This window comes from Ectopseudomonas chengduensis (assembly GCF_900102635.1).
GTDB lineage: Bacteria > Pseudomonadota > Gammaproteobacteria > Pseudomonadales > Pseudomonadaceae > Aquipseudomonas > Aquipseudomonas chengduensis.
Genome location: NZ_FMZQ01000005.1, coordinates 114,381 through 136,464 on the forward strand (window position 1 = coordinate 114,381; position 22,084 = coordinate 136,464).

A 22,084-nucleotide genomic window follows, 5' to 3' on the forward strand; every position below is an offset into this window, starting at 1 on the left:
GAGTAACGCTTTTTGAGTGGACTGGTTAGATTGGGTATTTTAGTTTGGAAATTGCATTGAGTTTTTGGCTGGGGCTAGGGCCTGAACTGTATACGTCGAAAGTAATTGTTCCGGTTTCATGTCCGACAATTGCGGCAATCAATATTCCGGGGATATCTGCCCGTTGCAGTTGGGTGATTACTGTCTTTCTGAGGCTATGGAAAACGAATTGAGAGTTATAGCCGAGATCGGTTTTTAACCGTCCGAACTGTTTGCTAAGCGCATCCGAACGGTTCCCGTATTTATTTCCCGATGTGGATTTTATTAGGTAGCCGTCTTCGGACTTCTCCGCTAGACGGTCTATTACATGTAATAGGTCGGGGTGGATGGGGATGTTTCTTTCGCCTGCTGCGGTCTTTGCGTCTTTGATTGAAAAGCACTTAATGCCTTCGTCGTTGATTATGTCGCTTGTTTTCAAGCGGCATAGTTCTTCGATTCGTGCGCCTGTGTATGCTCCAAGCAAAATAAGATCGGAGAGGGTTTCTCGGTTTTTTAGGCTTTTAGCGGTGCTATAAAGCCTTGCTACGTCTTCCGTGCTGAATGATTTCCGCTCTGTAGAGTTTGCGGATTTCTTGCTTCGGTTCGTTGGGAAGTCGTGATTCTGGAAAGGGGATTGTTGATCTCGGTGTAGTTTTTTGAAATTTTCGTCGTATCTGACTGCCCATTTCCAAAAACTTGAACCGGCAAATAAAAACTGTTTTTTGGTTTTCTCGCTGACGCTGAGCGTATCCATGTAGGCCGTAATGCTTTCGTGAGTAAGGTCACGGCGGTTGTCTTCAAGCCATTTTTTGAGATTTTCCAACCGTGCTATTTGGGTGTCTACGGTCTTTTGAACTATGCCTTTGACGTTCTCTTGATATGTCTTGAATGTGTTGATTCTGGCGGTCGTTATGGGCGATTTAGCACGGTAGTGGGTAGGGTCTTTGAGAATTTTGCGGATATCTTCTTTTTCTTCTGCTTTTAAGGGCAGAGTATTACTCTGCCGCTCCATATTCTCTTGGATAAGATTTTGAAAGTCTTGATTGAGCGCCAAAATATCAACTTTTTCGCCATTCTCAAAATGGCGCAAAATCCGCTCCCATTTTTCTTGGCTATGGTTTTGGTCGAGTTTCAAAAAATCCGCCGCAAAATCGGCATTTAATGAAGCGATAGGGCGTTCCATTACGGTTGCCTGTGCCATATCTGCAAAGAATGCTTGGGCACGCTCTGCCATTCGCTTTGCTTCAATGCGGGCGTCTTCGGGGTCGATCTTCGCTGCGCTGCGGGCTTTGGCAATCATTGATTGCCATTCCTGTAGGTAGGGGATTTTTAGCCTTTGGGCTTCGGTCTTGGAGCCGGTTTTGAGGGAGGCGGTGAACTCTCGTCGGTTGAGTGCTGGTCTGGCGTCCTTCGGAATCGCTAGGCGAGCGTGCCAAATGCCCGAACGTAAGACGAGGTTGTCGCTTGCCATTTCTGTTCACCCATAAAGAACATGTTCTTTAGGGTGACAGGCTAGTCGTTTTTTCTATGGATTTGTAGCAAAAATTTGTAGCAAAACGGTCTGTAAGTGACTGTAATGCTTGATTTTACTGGGCTGTAGCCTGTTTTTCGGAGAGTCCCTATCTTCCCGCCATATCCAAGCCAAAGCCCCTGAAGCTCCCAGAGCTTCGGGGGTTTTTGTTTTCTGCGGCATGCAACGTGTCGAAAGCGGCTGGAGGCTGCAGCTAGCTCTGAACCGGTGGCCACATCCTGGCGACGTGCACCAGGGCAAGAATCCAGACCACATCACGCTCAGTCTGATAGACGAGACGGTAGTTCTCGTGAGGGATCAGCTCGCGAGTACCGACCACCGTTCCCAGTCTGCCCTTGTCGGGAAAGTCAGCCAGACTGGCGGCAGCAGCACTGAATAGCTCGTCCATGTGCGCAGCAGCGCGTGGGTTGTCGGTTGCGATATATTCCCAGATATCCAGACGATCCTGCAGTGCCTCGGGTGTCCAAATGACCTGCATCAGTGACCCAGAGCCTTAGCACGGCGAGCGGCGAATTCAGCCTCTACATCATCGTTGGATCGGCCACGACCAGCCTCTACCGATGCCCTGGCAGCAGCGACCTTGCGGTGCACGAAATCATCATGCTCTTTGGCCTGTTGCTGCTGGCGAATGTAGTCGCGCATGAGGTCGCGCATAACCTGAGAGGCCGGCCGGTGTGCGGCTTGAGCGGCTGCCATGAAGTCTTTGCGCAGTTCGGGCTCAAGCTTCAGATTGAAAACGGCTTCTTTGGCCATGGTGCATCACCTATCGGTCGATTCGTAACTACAACGTATATACGTTGTGTGCATGCTAAGCAATGCTCGCGGCACTGGAAAGCATGAGTCATCATCTTTGTGTCTAGTTCAAGACGTTGTGAGTGATAGTTTTAAGCGTCACGAAAAGAGATGGTTATTTGCCGTCATGCGAATATTCTGGGGAAATTCGAAGTGTGAGAGTTGCCAGGGGAGCATCTCCGCTCTGTGAAATATGCCGCGCAATTGAGGCTTGGCACATTGCCACTGCCTGGACTACTCTCCGGTTACTGGGCTAACGAAGTGGCCAACAGGCAGGATGCCGACCCCATACACTTCGTTAGCTCGGTGTTTCTTCCTTGCGCTGGCCAATGCCAAGCGAGTGGAAAAGCAAAGCCCTCCGAGAGAGGGCTTTGTCGTTTCTGCAAGACGCCTTGCGCGTCTGCTGTCTGTTAAAAGCATCCCTGCTGCCTTTCCATTCCCGCCCTAACCATCGTTGCTGGTTAGCCTAGGCGATATCTGGCGTTTTGCCATGTATTCCTGGGCGGTTCGGCGTCAGCTGGTGCGCTGCACCTGCGCCCTGTCGGGTTTGGCGGCGATCAGATGCTCCGGCAGGTCGAGCAGGTCGGTATCGTAGGTCTCCAGCGGCGGCGGACGCCGCTCGAAGCGGGCACCGAGTACCAGCAGGCAAGGGGTGAGCAGCAGGGTCAGCACGGTGGCGAAGGCCAGGCCGCCAGCGATGGCGCTCGACAGTTGCGTCCACCACTGCGTCGAGGGGGCGCCGAAGCCGAGGCTCGGGGTCACCAGGTCTACGTTGATGCTGAGCACCATGGGCATCAGCCCGAGGATGGTGGTCACTGCGGTGAGCAGCACCGGACGCAGGCGCAGGCTACCGGTTTCCAGCGCCGCTTCACGCGGTTCCAGGCCCTGGCGACGCAACTGGTTGTAGGTGTCGATCAGGATGATGTTGTTGTTCACCACGATGCCGGCCAGGGCGATCAGGCCCATGCCGACCATGACGATGCCGAACGACTGGCCATTGACCAGCAGACCCATCAGCACGCCAGCGGTGGAGAGGACGATGGCTGACAGCACCAGTGCCGCCTGGTAGAGGCTGTTGAACTGGGTCACCAGGATGATCGCCATGAGGAAGATGGCGACGACGAAGGCGGTCATCAGGAAGGTGGCCGCCTCGCGTTGGTCGGCATCCTCGCCGGCGAATTTCACCTTGACCTCGGCCGGTACATCGCCGAGCGCTTCGCGCAACGCCTTGAGGCGTTCGTCCAGGCGCGCACCTTCGGCCAGGTCGGCCTGCAGGGTGATGGTGCGGTCACCATCGACGCGGCGCAGGGTGCCGACCTTGGGCGCAGGCTGCAGGTCGACGAAGTTGCTCAGCGGCACCTGGCCGGCCGCTGTGTTGAGCGTCAGGCGGCCGAGTTGGTCGAGCGAGCGCCAGTTACCGGGCAGGCGCACACGGATGTCCACTTCGTCGGTGGCATCTTCGGGGCGGTAGGTCGCCAGTTTCAGGCCGTTGGTGATCATCTGCACCGCGTTGCCGACGCTGAGTACGTCCGCGCCGAAGCGCGCGGCAGCCTCGCGGTCGACCTTGATTCGCCATTCGATGCCGGGCAGGGCGCGGTCGTCCTCGATATCGGCGAAGCCGCCGAGCCGCGTCATTTCCCCGCGGATACGCTCGACCCACTGCTCGCCCAGTGCCGGGTCCAGCGAGCTGATCTGCAGTTTCACCGGCTTGCCGTCGGTGGGGCCCTGTTCCTGCTTGCGGAACTCCAGCACCACGCCGGGAATACCGGCGGTGCGCTGGCTCATTTCGGCGAGGATGTCCTTGGCCGGGCGGCGCTGGTGCCAGTCGACGAACTGGAATTGCAGGGTGCCGATCACGTCGGCGCCGAGCTGGCCTTGCTGGCCTTCCGGCTGGGCCAGGGAGCGCGCATACAGCGCCTTGACCTCACGCATGCCGATCACCTGCTTTTCCACCTGCTGGAGCAGGGCGTCCTTCTCCTGCACAGATAGATCGCCGCGTGCGCGCAGCCAGATCTGCGCGCTTTCCGGCTCGACGTCGGGGAAGAACTCCACGCCATGATTGAAGCGGCCATAGCCGACGTAGATCAGCGCGATCAGCGCCAGCATGCCGAGCAGGGTCAGGCCCGGGCGCTTGAGCAGCACCACCAGCAGATTGCGGTAGGCGTTGCCGGCGCGGCTGGCGCTGGGGGCCTGTGGGCGTGCCTGACCGCCGGTGACGGCGCCGAGCACCGGCAGAAATATCAGGGCCATGGCCAGCGAGGCCAGCAGGCAGAGAATCACCGTGGCCGGCAGGTACTTCATGAACTGGCCGACCACGCCGGGCCAGAACAGCAGCGGCAGGAACACCACCAGGGTGGTGGCGGTGGAGGCGATCACCGGCCAGGCCATCCGCGTGGCCGCGTTGGCCCAGGCCTGACGGGGCGTCTGGCCCTGATGCAGGTAGCGGTCGGCCAGCTCGGAGACGACGATGGCGCCGTCGACCAGCATGCCGGCTACCAGGATCAGGCTGAACAGCACGACGATGTTGAGGGTGAAGCCGAGCATCCAGATCAGCAGGATGCCGCTGAGGAAGGCGCCGGGAATGGTCAGGCCGACCAGCAGCGCCGAACGCATGCCCATGCTCGCTACCACCAGGATCAGCACCAGGACGATGGCGGTGAGCACGTTGTTGAGCAGGTCGCCGAGCATGCTCTGCACTTCCTGCGACTGATCCATGATGTAGCTGACTTCAACGCCCGGCGGCAGCAGGGGCTTGGCCTGCTCCATCAGTGCCTTGACCTGGTCGATGGTCTCGATGATGTTGGCGCCGCTGCGCTTGGCCACTTCCAGCACGATGGCCGGCTGGCCGTTGATGCGGGCGAAGCCGGTCGGGTCCTTGAAGGTGCGGCGAATGGTGGCGACGTCGGCGAAGGTGACCACGCTGTCACCGACCACCTTGATCGGCATGCGCATCACGTCTTCAAGGTCTTCGATGACGCCGGGCACCTTCATGCTCATGCGGCCTGCGCCGGTATCCAGGCTGCCGGCAGCGACCAGGCGGTTGTTGCGGCTGACCAGGTTGAACAGCTCGTTGTAGTCAATGCCGTAGCTGTCGAGTACCTGCGGGTCGACGACGATTTCCAGCAGGTCTTCACGGTCACCGCCGATCTCCACCGACAGCACTTCGGCGATGCCTTCGATGTTTTCCTTCAGGCGCCGGGCGATGTACACCAGCTCGGTCTCGGCAATCGGCCCGGACAGCCCCACCGACAAGACCGGGAACAGCGCCACGTTGACTTCGGTGACGGTCGGCTCGTCGGCCTCCTCGGGCAGCTTGCTGCGCGCGGTATCGACCTTCTCGCGCACGTCGGCCAGTGCCACCTTGGCGTCGAAGCCAGCGTCGAACTCCAGGGTCACCGAGGCGTGTCCTTCGCTGGATACCGAGCGCATTTCCTTGACGCCCTCGAGGCTGCGCAGCTCCTGCTCCAGTGGGCGTACCAGCAGGCGTTCGCCGTCTTCCGGGCTGATGCCTTCGAGGGTCACCGAAACGTAGATGATGGGAATGACCACGTCCGGGTTGGATTCCTTGGGCATGGCGATGTAGGCCGCCAGCCCGCCGCAGAGCAGGAACAGCAGGACCAGGATGGTGGTACGGCTACGGTCGAGTGCGGCAGCGATCAGTGCGTGCATCTCAACTGCCCACGGCCGCGAGTTGCGTGCGTACCTGCTGACCGGGCTGGACGAAGCCCTGGCCGAGGGTGATCAACGCCACCTTCGGCGGCAGGCCGCTGACCCAGGCGCCCTGATTGTCGACGCTGATCAGTTGCACCGGGGTGAACTCCACGCGCTGCGCGTCGTTGACCCACTTGACGCCGTGGCGGCCGCTTTCGTCCAGGCTGAGCAGGGCAGGGGACAGGCGATGGGCCATGACTTCGCCGGTCTGGATATGCAGGGTGGCGCTGGCGCCGGCCAGGCGCAGGCCGTCCGGGTTGTCCACCTTGACCTCGATGCGGAAACTGCGCGAGCCGGGGTCCGCGGCCGCGGCGATAAAGTGCAGTTCGCCTTGCAGCGTGCGGCCGTCGAGCAGTTCAACTTTTACCGGTTGGCCCAGTTCGAGCTGGGTGACCTGCTGCTGGGCGATCTGCGCGCTGACCTTGAGGCGGTCGATATCCACCAGGGTCAGCAGGCTCTGGCCGGGCTGGACGAAATCGCCCAGTTCGACCATGCGCTGGTCATAGATGCCGGCAAACGGCGCCTTGATCTTGGTGTTGCGCTGCTGCAGACGGGCGCTGTCGAGTTCGGCGCGGGCCTTGGCCAGTTCGCTCTCCAGGCGCATCAGCTCGTTGGCGGAAACGAGGCTGCGCTCGCGCAGGCGCTTGGCCGCGCTCACGTCGCTCTGACGCTGGCGCACATCGGCCTCGCTGCGCGCGACCTGGGCCGGGCGGTCGTCAGGCGAAATGCTCAGCAGCAATTGATCGGCAGCGACGCGGCTGCCCTTGTCCTGATCCAGGTTCTGTACGCTGCCGCTGACCTGGGCGCGCAGTTCCACTCGGCGCCAGGCTTCGATCTGCCCTTGCACCACATGCTGGCGCTGCATGGGTTGTGCTTGCAGCCATTGAATTTCGACACGCGCCAGCTCGTTGCTGGTGGCGGGTTGGTCGGGCTCGACATCGTCGCGCGCGACGAAACGCTCGCCGCTGAACAGCCAGCCCAGCAGCAGGACTGCGATGACGATGGCGATGATCCAGGGACGCTTGCTGAGTTGGGCGAACATGTGGGTTTACTCGCTGAGTACAGGCGCTGCATGCAGCGCGGCGGCCTGGCCTTGCAGGCCGGCAATGATGAAATCGGTGACGCGCTGGAAATAGGCGTCCAGCTCGATGGGTTCGGCCCAATGGGCGAAGCCGCCGGAGGCGATACGGGCCATCACGCCATTGACGCAAGCCTCCACGCCCCACAGCAGGCGTTGGCAATCAGTGGGGGAGAGTTGCAGTTCGCTGAAGCTGCCTTGCAGCAGGTGGTTGAACAGGGCCATGTACTGACCTTCCAGCTCGAGGAACTGTTCACGGTAGGGTGCGTCCAGGCGTTCCTGGAAGGCGGGGCGGTCGCACAGCAGGCAGAGTTGGGCTTGCAGTGGGTCGGCCAGCAGTTGTTCGAAGGCGCGACGAATCACATGGCGCATGGCTTCGCGAGGCGGCGCCTGGTTTGCGGTCTCACGCAGTTCGCTCAGATGCTGGCGCGAGCAGTCCAGCACCAGACGCGCGTAGAGCGCCTCCTTGCTGGAAAAGTGCTTGTACACCGTGCCCTTGCCGATGCCGGCGTGACGCGCCACTTCGGCGATGGTGACGCGATCCCAGGATTGCTCCTGAAACAGCTGGCGAGCGGATTGCAGCAGGGCGTTTTCCCGTTGCTGGAAGAGTTGATCCTGATAGCGCATGACTGTTCCGGGTTTCGTGACCGGTGGTCATGCTATGACTGTTGGTCACGATGCATCAAGACGGGAGTTGTAACAAGGCAATTGGCGGGTAGCCGTTCACTGCCTCATTCGTCGCGAGGCGCGGTTCTTACGGGGGATACATGAGTGTAGGAGCCCCGACCCGGGGCGAAGCTTCTAACTCACCAGGCGATCAAACGCGTTGCGTCGATGGCGGGTTACGCCGCAACAGACATTGCGAAGGTAATTGCGGAAGGTGGCAGGCGGCTAACCCGCCCTACGACATTCGCTCGATCCTTGCCCCATGAGGCGACGCTCAGCGCGCCACGCTGACGCCTTCGAGGCTGGCGAAAGAGGTGTCCTTGGCGGTGAGCAGGAAGTCGCGCATGAATGGCGCGTCGAGCATGTCGGTGCGAATCGCCGCGTAGAGCGTGGCGAACAGCCCTTTTTCGCCCAGGCGCTTGGCACTGACGTAGCCGCGCGAGCTGTACTCGTGCAGCGCCCAGTTGGGCAGGCCGCACACGCCACGGCCGCTGGCCACCAGTTGCATCATCATCACCGTCAGTTCGGAGGTGCGCACTTGGGCTGGCTCGATATCGTTGGGTTCGAGAAAGCGCGTGAAGATATCCAGGCGGTCGCGTTCCACCGGGTAGGTGATCAGGGTTTCCGTGGCCAGGTCCTGGGGCTGGATGAAGGCCTTGTGCGCCAGGCGGTGCTGATTGGCGACAGCCAGCATCGCCTCATAGGTGAACAGTGGCACGTAGGTGATGCCGGCCAGCTCGATGGGATCCGAAGTCACCACCAGGTCCAGATCGCCTCGGGCCAGGGCCGGCAGCGGAGCGAAGGAAAAGCCCGAGGCCAGGTCCAGTTCCACCTCCGGCCAGGCATCGCGGAACTGGTCGATGGTCGGCATCAGCCACTGGAAGCAGCTGTGGCATTCGATGGCCATGTGCAAGCGGCCAGCAGTGCCACCGGCCAGGCGCGCCAAATCACGCTCGGCGCCGCGCAGAAGGGGCAGGGTGGCGTCGGCCAGTTGCAGCAGACGCAGGCCGGCGCTGGTGAACCGCACCGGCTTGGTCTTGCGCACGAACAGCTGCAGGCCGAGGCGCTCTTCCAGCTCTTTGAACTGGTGTGAAAGGGCCGACTGGGTCAGGTGCAGGCGTTCGGCGGCTTCCACCAGGCTGTCGGTTTCGCGCAGGGCGTGCAGGGTTTTCAGGTGGCGTAGCTCGAGCATGGCGATTCTCTAAAAGGTTTCACTCATCCAGTTGCGTGTCTGGATGAAAATGGTTCATACAGCCTACATGAGTAAATCTTTAGATCAAGACGAAAATCTTGAGTTTGTCTCACTCGGTGTTGGTGCCGAGAATGGCGCCATCTCGATTGATTCTGGAGTTTCACGACATGGCCCTGTCCCATTCCCTCGGTTTCCCGCGCATCGGCCGCGACCGCGAACTGAAGAAAGCCCTCGAAGCCCACTGGCAAGGTGAGCTGGACGAAGCCGGCTTGCGCGCCGTCGGCCAGCGTCTGCGCGCCGAGCACTGGCAACTGCAGAAGGATGCCGGTATCGATCTGCTGCCGGTGGGCGATTTCGCCTGGTACGACCAGGTACTCGCTCATTCGCTGGCCTTCGGTGTGATTCCCGAGCGCTTTCGCCCGGCCGCCGGCAAGCCGACGCTGGACACTCTGTTCGCCATGGCGCGTGGAGCCGTTGCAAACAAGAGCAGCGGTACTTGCTGCGGCGGTGCTCATGCTCAAGAGATGACCAAGTGGTTCGATACCAACTACCACTACCTGGTGCCGGAATTCAGAGAGGATCAGCAGTTCGCCCTGAGCTGGGAGCAACTGTTCGAGGAAGTGGCTGAGGCGCATGCTCTCGGGCACAAGGTCAAACCGGTGCTGATCGGACCACTGACTTACTTGTGGCTGGGCAAGGTCAAGGGAGGCGACTTCGACAAGCTGGAGCTGCTCGAAAGTCTGCTGCCGGTCTATGGCGAGATCTTCCAGCGTCTGGCCGCGCAGGGCGTGGAATGGGTGCAGATCGACGAGCCGATTTTGGTGCTGGATTTGCCGCAAGAGTGGAAGAACGCTTTCGAGCGCGCCTACAACCTGATCCAGCGCGAGCCGTGCAAGAAGCTGATCGCCACCTACTTTGGCGGCCTGGAAGACAACCTCGGTCTGGCCGCCAACCTGCCTGTAGATGGCCTGCATATCGACCTGGTACGTGCGCCGGAGCAGTACCCGACCATTCTCGACCGTCTGCCGGCTTATAAAGTGTTGTCGCTGGGCGTGGTCAACGGGCGCAACGTCTGGCGCTGCGATCTGGAGAAAGCCCTTGAGGTGCTGCGCCACGCTCACGAGCGTTTGGGCGACCGGCTGTGGGTCGCGCCGTCCTGCTCGCTGCTGCACAGCCCGGTGGACCTGATGCGCGAAGACCAGCTCGATGCCGAGCTGAAAGGCTGGCTGGCTTTTGCCGTGCAGAAATGTCAGGAGGTCGCATTGCTCGGTAAGGCCCTGGAGGTGCCGGAAGACGCTTCTGTGCATGCCGCCTTGCAAGCGAGCCGCTCAGTACAGGCTGCTCGTGCGGCTTCAGGGCGTATTCACAAACCCGAGGTGCAGGCCCGTCTGGCGGCGATTCGTCCGCGTCATGCCCAGCGCCAGTCGGCGTTCGCCGAGCGCATCGAACAACAGCGTGAGTGCCTGCAACTGCCATTGTTGCCGACCACGACGATAGGCTCCTTCCCGCAGACCTCGGCCATCCGTCTGGCGCGGCAGTCGTTCAAGCAAGGCAAGCTGAGTGCGGCCGAATACACCGAGGTCATGCAGAGTGAAATTCGCCAGGCGGTACAGGTGCAGGAGCGCCTGGGGCTGGACGTGCTGGTGCATGGCGAGGCCGAGCGCAACGATATGGTCGAGTACTTTGCCGAACAACTCGATGGCTATGCCTTCACCCGCTTCGGCTGGGTGCAGAGTTACGGCTCACGTTGCGTCAAACCGGCGGTGATCGTTGGCGACCTGAGCCGACCCAAGGCCATGACGGTGGAATGGATCAAGTACGCCCAGGGTCTGACCGACAAGGTGATGAAGGGCATGCTGACCGGCCCGGTGACCATGCTGATGTGGTCGTTCCCGCGCGAGGACGTGTCACGTGAAGTGCAGGCGCAGCAACTGGCGCTGGCGATTCGCGATGAGGTGGTGGACCTGGAAGCGGTGGGCATCAAGATCATCCAGATCGACGAGGCGGCGTTCCGTGAAGGGCTTCCACTGCGTAAGTCCGCTTGGCAACACTACCTGGACTGGGCCACCGAGGCCTTCCGCCTCACCGCCAGCGGCGTGCGTGACGACACGCAGATTCACACCCACATGTGCTACAGCGAGTTCAACGATGTGATCGAGTCCATCGCGGCGATGGATGCCGACGTGATCACCATCGAGACCTCGCGTTCGGACATGGAGCTGTTGGCAGCGTTCGAGAAGTTCGCTTACCCGAACGACATCGGCCCCGGCGTGTATGACATCCACTCGCCACGGGTGCCGGACAGCGCCGAGATGGTCGGGTTGTTGCGCAAGGCGGCGCGGCGTATCCCGCTCGAACGCCTGTGGGTCAACCCCGATTGCGGCCTGAAAACCCGCGCCTGGCCGGAAACCGAGGCGGCGTTGGTGAACATGGTGGCCGCCGCCAGGCAGTTGCGCGCCGAGCTGGCCTGATTCCCCGGCAGTGGTCGCGGCTGAAGCCCCTCCTACGGATAGGTAGGAGGGGCGCTCGCGACGCTCTGGATCGCACTTCTGGTCACCGTCTGGGCAACCGTTCGTCCCCCTTCATCAAACTGTCACGCTTGTGTGGCAGCGCCGTCGAACGACTTTCATCAGAATCGCGTTTCAGTGGGGTTCTGCGTTTCTGGTGTTTTCATGCGTGCATTCATTTTCCTGGCCGCTTTGCTGTGCGGTCTGCAGGCTTTTGCAGCCAATCATTGCGACTTGTCCGAGCCGACTCGCTATGTGGATGTCGGTGAGGTGCGTCTGGCTTATCAAAGCATCGGCAGTGAGCGCGACCCGGCGCTGCTGCTGGTGATGGGGCTGGGCGGACAGTTGATCCACTGGCCTGACGAGGTGGTCGAACGCCTGTGTCAGCAGGGCTTTCGCGTCGTGCGCTTCGACAATCGCGATGTCGGGCTGAGCACGTGGCGGCGGCCGGCGCCGAGCATCAACCTGCCTTACGAGGTACTGCGCTATCGCCTGGGCCTTTCGCTCGGCGCGCCTTATCACCTGCGCGACATGGCGGGCGATGCCCTGGGGTTGATGGATCGTCTGGGCGTCGACAACTTCCATGTACTGGGTGCGAGCATGGGCGGCATGATCGCCCAGCACCTGGCCGATCTGGCGCCGCAGCGCGTTCTCAGTCTGACGCTGGTGATGACCAGCTCGGGTGCTCAAGGACTGCCTGCACCCAGCGATGCGCTGGTGGCGCTGCTGGCAAGGCGCGAGGCGGGGAGTCGCGAGGCCGCTCTGCAGCAGCAGGCAGACTTGCTGGCGGCCCTCGGTAGCCCGTCGGTGCATGATGATCGTGCCTTGCTCTTGCATCAGGCTGAACAGGCCTATGACCGCGCCTTCAATCCCGAAGGCGTGCAGCGTCAGCTGCTGGCGATTCTTGCCGAGTCGAGTCGGGTCGAGTTGCTCAATCGCCTGAACGTGCCGACGCTGGTGGTGCACGGCACGGCCGACCCGCTATTGCCGGTAATGCATGGGGTACACGTGGCTGCGCATATCAAGGGCTCCGAACTCAAGTTGATTCCGGGCCTGGCGCATCGCTTTCAGGATGCCTTCAAGGAGCCTTTGCTGGCCGCAGTGCTGCCGCATCTCGCGGCGCATCGGGGGGATTTGGGCTTGGCGCGTCTGTAGGTGGGAGCGCTCAAAGCTCCTGATTGTGCTTGATCGCTTCGCGGCGCTGCAGGTTGTCGATGTGCTCGCTGCTATGACGCATCAGCTTGTCGGCCATGACCATGCGCTCGATATAGCGCACGATGCTCTGTTCGGCGTCGTGACGGGAGAGGTAGGGGCCCTCCAGCGTGCCTTCGCGAGTGGCGAAGAAATACTGGCCGTTGACGGCGCTGACGCGTGAGCTGCGGTAATGCGTGCCCGGTTGGGGGTCGACGGTGCGTTGGCCGAACATGGCGGGGACTCCATCTGCAGGTGCTGGATAACCTGAGTTTACTGTGGCCAATGCGACCTGCTTGGCAAAACGACAGATGGTAGATTTTGGCGGCTTGTTAGAGGCTTTTAGCGGATTTTATGGATTATTGGCGCCGATCGGCTGGCGTTTCTGGGTTGCCGATCAGTACAGTTTCGCTCGGCAACTGGGCTGAACTGTTGCTGTGTCGGTGTGGTGGCCTCTCCTAGAATGCTCTGCTGCGGTCGACATGCTCTGTTGGCCGCCTGCCAGAGGTTGCCATGCACATTTCTTCCGGCCGTTGGATGTACGGTCTGCTGCTGGCCCTGATCACTTCGGTGCTTTGGGGCATCCTGCCAATCAAGCTGAAAGAAGTTCTCCTGGTCATGGATCCGGTCACGGTCACCTGGTATCGCCTGGCCGTAGCCGGCTCTCTGCTGTTTGCCTACCTCGCTGCGAGCCGTCGGTTGCCGCGTTTTCGTCCGCTCGGGCGCAAGGGCGGTTGGCTGCTGGCGCTGGCCATCGGCGGGCTGACGGCCAACTACGTGTTGTATCTGGTGGGGCTCAATCTACTCAGTCCCGGGACCACGCAACTGGTGATCCAGGTCGCGCCGATCCTGCTGCTAATCAGCAGCCTGTTCATCTTTCGCGAACGTTTCAGCCTGGGCCAGGCGATTGGCCTGATGGTGATGCTGCTGGGCTTCGGCCTGTTCTTCAATCAGCGCCTGGGTGAGCTGCTGACCTCTCTGACCACCTATACCACCGGGGTGCTGACCGTGCTGGCGGCTGCTTTCGTCTGGACCTTCTACGGCCTGGCGCAGAAGCAACTGTTGACCCTGTGGAGTTCGGTGCAGGTGATGATGGTCATCTACCTGGCCTGCGCGCTGTTGCTGACGCCCTGGGCGCAGCCGCTGCAAGCGCTGCAACTGAGCCCGCTGCAAGGTTGGCTGCTGCTGGCCTGCTGCCTGAATACCCTGGTCGCCTACGGCGCTTTCGCCGAGGCACTGGCGCATTGGGAGGCTTCACGGGTCAGCGCGACCCTGGCGCTGACACCGCTGGTGACCTTCGTCTCCGTGGCCCTGGCTTCGAGCTGGTGGCCGGATCACGTGCTACCTGAGCAGGTCAACTGGATCGCCTACGCAGGCGCGGTGGTCGTCGTGCTCGGTTCGGCACTGACCGCGCTTGGCCCATCGCTGTTGGCCGCTTGGCGGACGCGCAGGCCAGGGCGTTAATCCAGCGGCAGCTCGGTGGTGCGTTTGACCTCGCTCATGGCGATATGTGAGTGCGCCTCGTGCACATGCGGGCGCTGCAGCAGGTGGTCGCGCAGGAAACGCTCGTAATCGGCGATGTCCTTGGCCACCACCTTGAGCAGGTAGTCCGAACCGCCGGCCATGCTGTAGCACTCCAGTACCTGCGGGTAGCCGACCACAGCTTGCTCGAACTCATCCAGATTGCCGCGGCCGTGTGCCGACAGCTTGATGTCGACGAACACCGTGATGCCGAAGCCCAGGCGCTTATGGTTGAGCAGGGCGACCTTGCGTTCGATCAATCCCTCTTCCTGCATGCGGTTGATCCGTCGCCAGCAGGGCGATTGCGACAGCTCGACTTTCTCGGCTACCTCGGCGGCAGAGAGGTCGGCATCGTGTTGCAGCAGGCGGAGAATCCGCCGGTCGATGGGGCTGAGCTTGTCCTGCATGATTGTTTCCAATTTATTGTGATTGTTGGAAGGATCATGCGAAGTATTGCCTTTGCTACTGGAAAATAGAAAGAAAAAAGCGGAACCCTCCGGTCATGCTTTAGGCAAATCCGTCGCAGCGATCCTGTGACCGGACTCAACGGAGCGTGTCTACCGTCGCGCTCCCTGTGCTCGCCATAACAATAAAAGGAGCGCTCCATGTCACTGGCCGAAATCCGCCTGGATGACAAATACCGCCTCGCCACGGGTCACTTCTATCTGACCGGCACTCAGGCGCTCACCCGCCTGCCCATGCTGCAGAAGCAGCGTGATGCCGCCTTCGGACTCAATACCGCCTGCTTCATCTCCGGCTATCGCGGCTCGCCCCTTGGCGGCCTGGACAAGAGCCTGTGGGACGCGCGCGAGTACCTGAAGGAAAACCACATCCACTTCCAGCCCGGCGTCAACGAAGAGCTGGGCGCGACCGCGGTGTGGGGCAGCCAGCAGGCCAACCTGTTCCCCGGCGCCCGCTACGACGGCGTGTTCGCCATGTGGTACGGCAAGGGGCCGGGCGTCGACCGCAGTGGCGACGTGTTCAAGCACGGCAACTCGGCCGGCGTTTCCAAGCACGGCGGCGTATTGCTGCTGGCCGGTGACGATCATGGCTGCAAGTCCTCGACCATCGCCCACCAGAGCGAGCATGCGTTCATCGCCGCGTCGATCCCGGTGCTCAACCCGGCCAACGTCCAGGAAGTGCTGGACTACGGCATCATCGGCTGGGAGCTGTCGCGCTACAGCGGCTGCTGGGTAGCGCTGAAGACCATCGCCGAGAACGTCGACTCCTCGGCCGTGGTGGACGTCGATCCACTGCGTATCCAGATAAAGATCCCCGAGGATTTCCAACTGCCGGAAGACGGCGTGCACATCCGCTGGCCCGATCCGCCCCTGGCCCAGGAAAAGCGCCTCAACGTCTACAAGATCTACGCCGCGCGCGCCTTCGCCCTGGCCAACAACCTCAACCAGGTCAAGCTCGATTCGCCCAACCCGCGTCTGGGCATCATCACCACCGGCAAGTCCTACCTCGACGTGCGCCAGGCCCTGGATGACCTCGGCCTGGACGAAGCACTGTGCGCCAAGGTTGGCCTGCGCGTGCTCAAGGTCGGCATGAGCTGGCCGCTGGAGCCGGTGTCGGTGCACCAGTTCGCCGAAGGCCTGGACGAAATTCTGGTGGTGGAAGAGAAACGCAGCATCATCGAAGACCAGCTCACCGGCCAGCTCTATAACTGGCCAGTGGGCAAGCGCCCGCGCGTGGTCGGCGAGTTCGATGAACAGGGTAATTCGCTGCTGCCCAACTTGGGCGAATTGACTCCGGCGATGATCGCCCGGGTGATCGCCAAGCGCCTGGCGCCGATCTACAGCAGCCCGACCATCGAAGAGCGCCTGGCCTTCCTCGATGCCAAGGAAAAGGCCCTGGCCGCGCCCAAGCACAAGACCGTGCGCACCCCGCATTTCTGCTCCGGCTGCCCGCACAACAGCTCGACCAAGGTGCCGGAAGGTAGTCGTGCCCTCGCCGGCATCGGCTGCCACTACATGACCCAGTGGATGGACCGCAGCACCGACACCTTCACCCAGATGGGCGGCGAGGGTGCCACCTGGATCGGCCAGGCGCCGTTCACCGATACGCCGCACGTGTTCCAGAACCTCGGTGACGGCACCTACTTCCACTCCGGCCATCTGGCCCTGCGCGCGGCCGTGGCCGCCGGGGTCAATATCACCTACAAGATTCTCTACAACGATGCGGTGGCGATGACCGGCGGCCAGCCCATCGACGGCGAACTGCGTATCGACCAGCTCAGCCAGCAGGTGCATGCCGAGGGCGTCAAACGCATCGCCCTGGTCAGCGACGAGCCGGACAAGTACCCGACCCGCGCCACCTTCGCCCCGGGCGTCACCTTCCATCACCGTCGCGAGCTGGACGCCGTGCAGCGTGAGTTGCGCGAGGTAAAAGGTGTGTCGGTGATCCTCTACGACCAGACCTGCGCCACCGAAAAACGTCGTCGGCGCAAGCGCGGCAAGATGGTCGATCCGGCCAAGCGCGCCTTCATCAACCCGGCCGTGTGCGAAGGCTGTGGCGACTGCAGCGTGAAATCCAACTGCCTGTCGGTGCTGCCGCTGGAAACCGAACTGGGGCGCAAGCGCGAGATCGACCAGAGTGCCTGCAACAAGGACTTCAGCTGCCTGGAGGGCTTCTGCCCGAGTTTCGTCACCGTGCACGGCGGCAGCCTGCGCAAGCCCGAGGCCGTTGGCCTCGGTGCGCTGTTCATCGCCCTGCCGGAGCCGAAACAGCCGGCCCTGACTCGCCCCTGGAACATCCTTCTGCCCGGTGTTGGCGGTAGCGGTGTGACCACCGTTGGCGCGCTGCTGGGCATGGCCGCGCATATCGAAGGCAAGGGCTGCACCGTGCTCGACCAGGCCGGCCTGGCGCAGAAGTTCGGCCCGGTGATCACCCACATCCGTATTGCCACGCGGCAGAGCGACATCTACGCGGTGCGCATCGCCGCCGGGGAAACCGACCTGCTGCTGGGTTGCGACCTGGTGGTGTCGTCCAGCGAAGAGGCGCTGGCCAAGCTCAACTACAAGATCGCCCATGCGGTGATCAACAGCCATGAGGCGGCCACTGCCGAGTTCACCCGCAACCCGGACGCCCAGGTGCCCGGCGCAGCCATGCGCGAGGCGATCAGCGAGGCGGTGGGCGAGGGCAAGACCCGCTTCGTCGACGCTACTCGCCTGGCCACTCGCCTGCTCGGCGATAGCATCGCCACCAACCTGTTCATGCTCGGCTATGCCTATCAGTTGGGCCTGGTGCCGGTATCGGCCGAAGCGCTGAACAAGGCCATCGAGCTCAACGGCGTGTCCGTTCAACTCAACCAGCAGGCCTTCCTCTGGGGCCGTCGCGCCGCACATGATCTGGCTGCGGTGGAAAAACTCGCCGCGCCCAAGGTCGTCGAAGCGCCGCATTGCAGCACGCTGGAGGAAATCGTTGCCGACCGTGTGCAGCGTCTGACCGCCTACCAGAACGCGGCCTATGCCGAACGCTACCGTGAGCTGGTCGAGCACGTGCGCAAGGCCGATACCGATGCGCAGCAGCGCCTGAGCAAGGCCGTAGCTCGCTATTACTTCAAGCTCCTGGCCTACAAGGACGAGTACGAAGTGGCGCGGCTGTACAGCGATGCCACGTTCCGCAAGCAGCTCGAAGCGCAGTTCGAAGGCGACTACCAGTTGCAGTTCCACCTGGCGCCGAGCTGGCTGAGCAAGCCAGATGCGGTGACTGGTGAGCCGTGCAAGCGCAGCTTCGGCCCCTGGATGCTCAAGGCGTTCGGCGTACTGGCGCGCTTCAAGTTCCTGCGTGGCAGCGTGCTCGATCCGTTCGGCCACAGTGCCGAGCGTCGCCTGGAGCGCGAGCTGATCGAGGAGTACGAAGCCAATGTGGCCTACCTGCTCGCCGAGCTCAACGCCGGTAACTACCGCACGGCGGTGGCGCTGGCCGAGATTCCCGAGCAGATCCGCGGCTACGGCCACGTCAAGGAAGCGGCACTGACCAAGGCGCGCGAGCAGGCGACGCAGCTCAAGGCACGCCTGACCGTCAGCGAGATCGCCGCTGTGCAGCTGTTCGAACCGGCTGCCTGAACCTCAAACCCATCCCCTTTGCCACCCTCTCCCGTGCGGGAGAGGGGCGGCTTTTTATATCCGAGGTAATCCGATGTCCGTCTTCACTCACGTCGACTTCGATCAGCACGAACAGGTGGTCTCTCGATTCGACAAGCTCAAGAGAAATTACGAGAGCGTGGTGGCCATGGCCTGCGCCTTCCTATGGTTGCCCATGTAAAACGGCAGCAGGCCCTAGGAAGTGAGCGGTGGCGACATGACAAATGCGCGTGTCGCCGCTAAGATGCGGCCCGGCCGTTGCCAATACGGCCGTGTCCCCTTAGTTCAACGGATAGAATAAGCCCCTCCTAAGGGCTAGATGCTGGTTCGATTCCAGCAGGGGACGCCAAATGATTGACTCTATCTGTCTATAGAAGTCTACGAATCCCAGTAAAGCCGGCCACTTGAGCCGGCTTTGTTGTATCCGGCTGTCTACTATTGTCTCTGTACATATCCACGTTTTAGGAAGACGTTTAGGGATACGCCGGTTCGATAAGGGTACGTATTCCTATGGCACGCCCAGTCACCCCTCTGACAGATTCCAAGTGTGAGGCTGCCAAGCCGCGCGAGAAGGAATACAAGCTGTTCGATGGTCAGGGCCTGTACCTGGCTGTGAAGCCCAGCGGTTCCAAGGTGTGGCGCTTCAAGTTCACCCGGCCCGATGATAGGGCGGGGCTGGCCACTTTCGGCAACTACCCAGCGCTGACCCTGAAGGCCGCCCGTGATCGGCGTGCTTCTGCCCTGGAGCTGCTGGCCCACGATCAAGACCCGATAGAGACCGCCAGGCTCGCAAAGATCGAAGCCACCAATGCCCGCGCCAACACCTTCAAGGCCATGGCCGAGGAATGGCATGCGGCCTGTTCCCTCAAGTGGTCGCCAGGGCATGCCGCCACGGTGTGGCGCAACCTCGAGTTGCACGTATTGCCGGTGCTCGGTGCGCGCCCGCTGGGTGAGCTCAAAACCCGGGATCTGATGCAGCCGCTCAAGGCCGTGGAGAAGCGCGGCACCCTGGAGCTGGCTGGCCGGCTGCGCCAGTACATCACCGGGGTCATGCGTATGGCAGTGCAGCATGGGCTGATCGACAGTAACCCGGCCAACGACCTGGTGGGCGCCACGGCCACCCGCAAGAGTGCCCACCGGCCCGCCTTGCCACTGGATCGCCTACCCGAGCTGCTGCAGCGTATCAAGGCCGATTCCGGCCGGGCGCTGACCCGGCATGCGGTATCGCTCACCCTGCTGGTGTTTATCCGCTCCAGCGAGCTGCGTTTTGCCCGTTGGAGTGAGATCGACACCGTCCGGGCCATGTGGGAGATACCCGGCCAGCGCGAGGCCATCGAGGGCGTCAAGTTCTCCCACCGCGGCGCCAAGATGGGGACTCCGCACCTGGTACCGCTGAGCCGCCAGACACTGGAGCTGCTGGAACAGGTACGCCAGCTTACCGGCCGTTTCGATCTGGTGTTCCCCGGCGACCATTACCACCACAAGCCCATGAGCGAGAACACCATCAACAAGGCCCTGCGCCGTATGGGTTATGACACCAAGGTTGATCTGTGCGGCCACGGCTTCCGCACTATGGCCTGTTCCGCCTTGGTGGAGTCGGGGCTATGGTCGAAGGATGCCGTTGAAAGGCGGATGAGCCACCAAGAGCGCGACACGGTGCGTGGCGCCTACATCCACAAGGCAGAGCACCTGCAGGAACGCCGGCTGATGTGCCAGTGGTGGGCCGACTACCTCGATGCCAACCGGCAGCAGCACGTCACCCCATACGATTTCGCCCACCGTTGGTAAGGGGTCGGCAACGTGGTGCCGGTCAACTTCGGCAAGTCGGTTTGAGCATGCAAACCCATACCCCTGAAAAATTCCTTGTTCTTGGTGTGATTGGTGTTCCTAGAATGCTTGGAGCCAGTAACCACGGGGCTTTCAGCGATGGAGCACAAGAGCGAACAGACAGGAACACGGGCGGCAATGAACACCTGTTGTGTTCCGGCGTCCTGCCTCAAAAAGGCCGATTCGGCCTGCTCTTGCCTGTAAAGGAGCTGATCTACCAAGAGGTTTGGGGGATTGTTGCTGGCCTGCAACATCATTCGTCGTGAAGCCAGTCAGGCAGCCGTCGCCTTTGGCCGCTCCCCAAGCGACATCCGCTTCAAGCCGGTGGCCCACTACATCGCCGTGCAATTGATCGTGATGGCAGCGGCCAACCCGATTTCAGCAACAGGACAACGCTTATCAGCGTTGAGGGCAGGAGTCGGCGGGCTGTTTCTGGATCACCGCCCAAGGCCATCAAGAGCAAGGACGGTGAAGATTTCAAAGACCCGCTACCCGGTGGATCGCAAGGCTGCTCCGCTTAAGTGAACAGCATTACACGCGAGGTGGGCCTTGCTATCAACGCGGCGGGTCTCAGCTGTCCTTACGCTCTTGTGCCATGCAGGCCGCTGCGGTGAACAGTACGTCGGTGGAGGAGTTCAGTGCAGTTTCCGCCGAGTCCTGAACGATGCCGATGATGAAACCGATGGCGACGATCTGCATGGCCACGTCGTTGGGAATACCGAACAGGCTGCAGGCCAGCGGGATCAGCAGCAGCGAGCCGCCGGCCACGCCGGAGGCGCCGCAGGCACTGATCGAGGCCAGCACGCTCAGCAGCAGGGCGGTGGGTAGATCGACGGGGATGCCCAGGGTGTGCACTGCAGCCATGGTCAGCACGGTGATGGTGATGGCGGCACCGGCCATGTTGATGGTGGCGCCCAGCGGAATGGAGACCGAGTAGGTTTCTTCGTGCAGGCCCAGGCGCTGGCTCAGTTGCAGGTTGACCGGAATGTTGGCGGCCGAGCTACGGGTGAAGAAAGCGGTGATGCCGCTTTCGCGCAGGCAGGTGAACACCAGCGGGTAGGGGTTGCGACGGATCTTCCAGTACACCAGCGCCGGGTTGACCACCAGGGCCACCAGCAGCATGCAGCCGACCAGCACCACCAGCAGGTGCAGATAACCGAGCAGGGCGTCGAAGCCGGATTCGGCGAGGGTGGCGGCGACCAGGCCGAAGATCCCCAGCGGCGCCAGGCGGATCACCAGCTTGACGATGGCAGTCACACCGTTGGACAGTTCGCCCAGCAGTTGTTTGCTACCGGCGCTGGCATGGCGGAAGGCGAAGCCGAGGCCGATAGCCCAGGCCAGGATACCGATGAAGTTACCATTCAGCAGGGCATTGACCGGGTTGTCGACCACGTTCATCAGCAGCGTCTTGAGCACCTCGCCGATGCCGCCGGGGGGCGTCAGTTCAGCAGCCTGGCTGCTCAGTACCAGCGACGACGGGAAGGCGAAGCTGGCCACCACCGCGACCAGGGCGGCGCTGAAGGTACCGATCAGGTACATCAGCAGGATCGGGCGGATATGCGTCTGTTGGCCTTGCTGGTGGTTGGCGATGGACGACATCACCAGGATGAACACCAGTACCGGGGCGACGGCCTTGAGCGCCGAGACGAACACGTTACCGATGAAGCCGACGGACAGTGCTGCCTGCGGGGCGATTACGGCCAGAGCGATACCTGCCAGCAGGCCGATGATGATCTGCGTCACCAGGCTGGTGCGGTTGAGTAGCTGCAGGGCAGGGTGAAGGGCTTGGGACATCGCGAGTTCTCTGGTTGCTGGGCGCGTTGCAAGTGGCGTCGGGCCTGGTTCGAGAGGTTTTTCGGTAGTGCCATGGAGAGCAGGCCGAAAAAATAGCGCGCGACTCTAGCACAGCCGGATCGGGGTTCGTGCGCTGGACGGGCATCTGGACGACAGGGCGCAAGC

15 protein-coding genes, 1 tRNA gene and 2 pseudogenes are annotated in these 22,084 nt (G+C 61.7%); 8 read left to right on the plus strand and 10 right to left on the minus strand.

What is annotated here, in order from left to right:
• Nucleotides 1-25: 25 nt before the first annotated feature.
• The 7 genes from BLS08_RS10285 to metR form a co-directional block, all read right to left on the minus strand.
• Nucleotides 26-1,489, minus strand: coding sequence for a tyrosine-type recombinase/integrase (locus BLS08_RS10285; RefSeq protein WP_090336536.1), 1,464 nt, complete (start codon nt 1,487-1,489; stop codon nt 26-28).
• Nucleotides 1,490-1,742: 253 nt separating this feature from the next.
• Entirely contained in the window at nt 1,743-2,027 is a 285-nt protein-coding gene (locus tag BLS08_RS10290) for a type II toxin-antitoxin system RelE/ParE family toxin (protein ID WP_090336539.1), read from the minus strand.
• Nucleotides 2,027-2,302: an antitoxin of toxin-antitoxin stability system gene (locus BLS08_RS10295; RefSeq protein ID WP_090336541.1), complete on the minus strand. Its 276-nt coding sequence runs from the start codon at nt 2,300-2,302 to the stop codon at nt 2,027-2,029. Before BLS08_RS10295 ends, BLS08_RS10290 begins: the two co-directional genes overlap by 1 nt.
• 552 nt (nt 2,303-2,854) lie before the next feature.
• Nucleotides 2,855-6,010 (minus strand): efflux RND transporter permease subunit, encoded by a 3,156-nt coding sequence (locus tag BLS08_RS10300; RefSeq protein ID WP_090336544.1) that lies wholly within the window; start codon nt 6,008-6,010, stop codon nt 2,855-2,857.
• A 1-nt stretch (nt 6,011) separates the two neighbouring features.
• Complete coding sequence (locus BLS08_RS10305) at nt 6,012-7,094, minus strand: efflux RND transporter periplasmic adaptor subunit (RefSeq protein ID WP_090336548.1); 1,083 nt, start codon at nt 7,092-7,094, stop codon at nt 6,012-6,014.
• A 6-nt stretch (nt 7,095-7,100) separates the two neighbouring features.
• Nucleotides 7,101-7,757, minus strand: coding sequence for a TetR/AcrR family transcriptional regulator (locus BLS08_RS10310; protein WP_075748514.1), 657 nt, complete (start codon nt 7,755-7,757; stop codon nt 7,101-7,103).
• Between the two features lie 313 nt (nt 7,758-8,070).
• Nucleotides 8,071-8,988 (minus strand): transcriptional regulator MetR, encoded by a 918-nt coding sequence (gene metR, locus BLS08_RS10315; protein WP_045735252.1) that lies wholly within the window; start codon nt 8,986-8,988, stop codon nt 8,071-8,073.
• A 167-nt stretch (nt 8,989-9,155) separates the two neighbouring features.
• Between metR and metE the strand changes: the two genes are divergently transcribed.
• Together metE and BLS08_RS10325 are read left to right on the plus strand one after the other, a co-directional pair.
• Complete coding sequence (gene metE, locus BLS08_RS10320; protein WP_090336551.1) at nt 9,156-11,459, plus strand: 5-methyltetrahydropteroyltriglutamate--homocysteine S-methyltransferase; 2,304 nt, start codon at nt 9,156-9,158, stop codon at nt 11,457-11,459.
• Between the two features lie 201 nt (nt 11,460-11,660).
• Entirely contained in the window at nt 11,661-12,650 is a 990-nt protein-coding gene (locus BLS08_RS10325) for an alpha/beta fold hydrolase (protein WP_090336555.1), read from the plus strand.
• A 10-nt stretch (nt 12,651-12,660) separates the two neighbouring features.
• Here BLS08_RS10325 and BLS08_RS10330 read toward each other — a convergent pair whose 3' ends face one another.
• Entirely contained in the window at nt 12,661-12,921 is a 261-nt protein-coding gene (locus tag BLS08_RS10330) for a DUF6316 family protein (RefSeq protein ID WP_003460676.1), read from the minus strand.
• Between the two features lie 278 nt (nt 12,922-13,199).
• Here BLS08_RS10330 and BLS08_RS10335 point away from each other — a divergent pair, with 278 nt between their 5' ends.
• On the plus strand, nt 13,200-14,150 hold the full coding sequence (locus tag BLS08_RS10335; RefSeq protein ID WP_090336558.1) for a DMT family transporter: 951 nt from the start codon (nt 13,200-13,202) through the stop codon (nt 14,148-14,150).
• On the opposite strand, the gene BLS08_RS10340 is transcribed toward BLS08_RS10335, so the two are convergent.
• Complete coding sequence (locus tag BLS08_RS10340; RefSeq protein ID WP_003460678.1) at nt 14,147-14,614, minus strand: Lrp/AsnC family transcriptional regulator; 468 nt, start codon at nt 14,612-14,614, stop codon at nt 14,147-14,149. The genes BLS08_RS10335 and BLS08_RS10340 overlap by 4 nt on opposite strands.
• Before the next feature lie 198 nt (nt 14,615-14,812).
• Here BLS08_RS10340 and BLS08_RS10345 point away from each other — a divergent pair, with 198 nt between their 5' ends.
• The 5 genes and pseudogenes from BLS08_RS10345 to BLS08_RS10360 form a co-directional block, all read left to right on the plus strand.
• Nucleotides 14,813-18,280: an indolepyruvate ferredoxin oxidoreductase family protein gene (locus BLS08_RS10345; protein WP_090336560.1), complete on the plus strand. Its 3,468-nt coding sequence runs from the start codon at nt 14,813-14,815 to the stop codon at nt 18,278-18,280.
• 106 nt (nt 18,281-18,386) lie between these two features.
• Nucleotides 18,387-18,479: pseudogene (locus tag BLS08_RS26015) on the plus strand (IS5/IS1182 family transposase); the annotation flags it as partial.
• A 93-nt stretch (nt 18,480-18,572) separates the two neighbouring features.
• A tRNA-Arg gene (locus BLS08_RS10350) sits at nt 18,573-18,647 on the plus strand.
• A gap of 161 nt (nt 18,648-18,808) precedes the next feature.
• Nucleotides 18,809-20,086, plus strand: coding sequence for a tyrosine-type recombinase/integrase (locus BLS08_RS10355; protein ID WP_003460680.1), 1,278 nt, complete (start codon nt 18,809-18,811; stop codon nt 20,084-20,086).
• Between the two features lie 245 nt (nt 20,087-20,331).
• Nucleotides 20,332-20,650 (plus strand): annotated as a pseudogene (locus BLS08_RS10360) (IS4 family transposase); the annotation flags it as partial.
• A 45-nt stretch (nt 20,651-20,695) separates the two neighbouring features.
• Here BLS08_RS10360 and sstT read toward each other — a convergent pair.
• Nucleotides 20,696-21,919, minus strand: a complete 1,224-nt coding sequence (gene sstT / locus BLS08_RS10365; protein ID WP_003460683.1) for a serine/threonine transporter SstT — start codon at nt 21,917-21,919, stop codon at nt 20,696-20,698.
• Between the last annotated feature and the right edge of the window lie 165 nt (nt 21,920-22,084).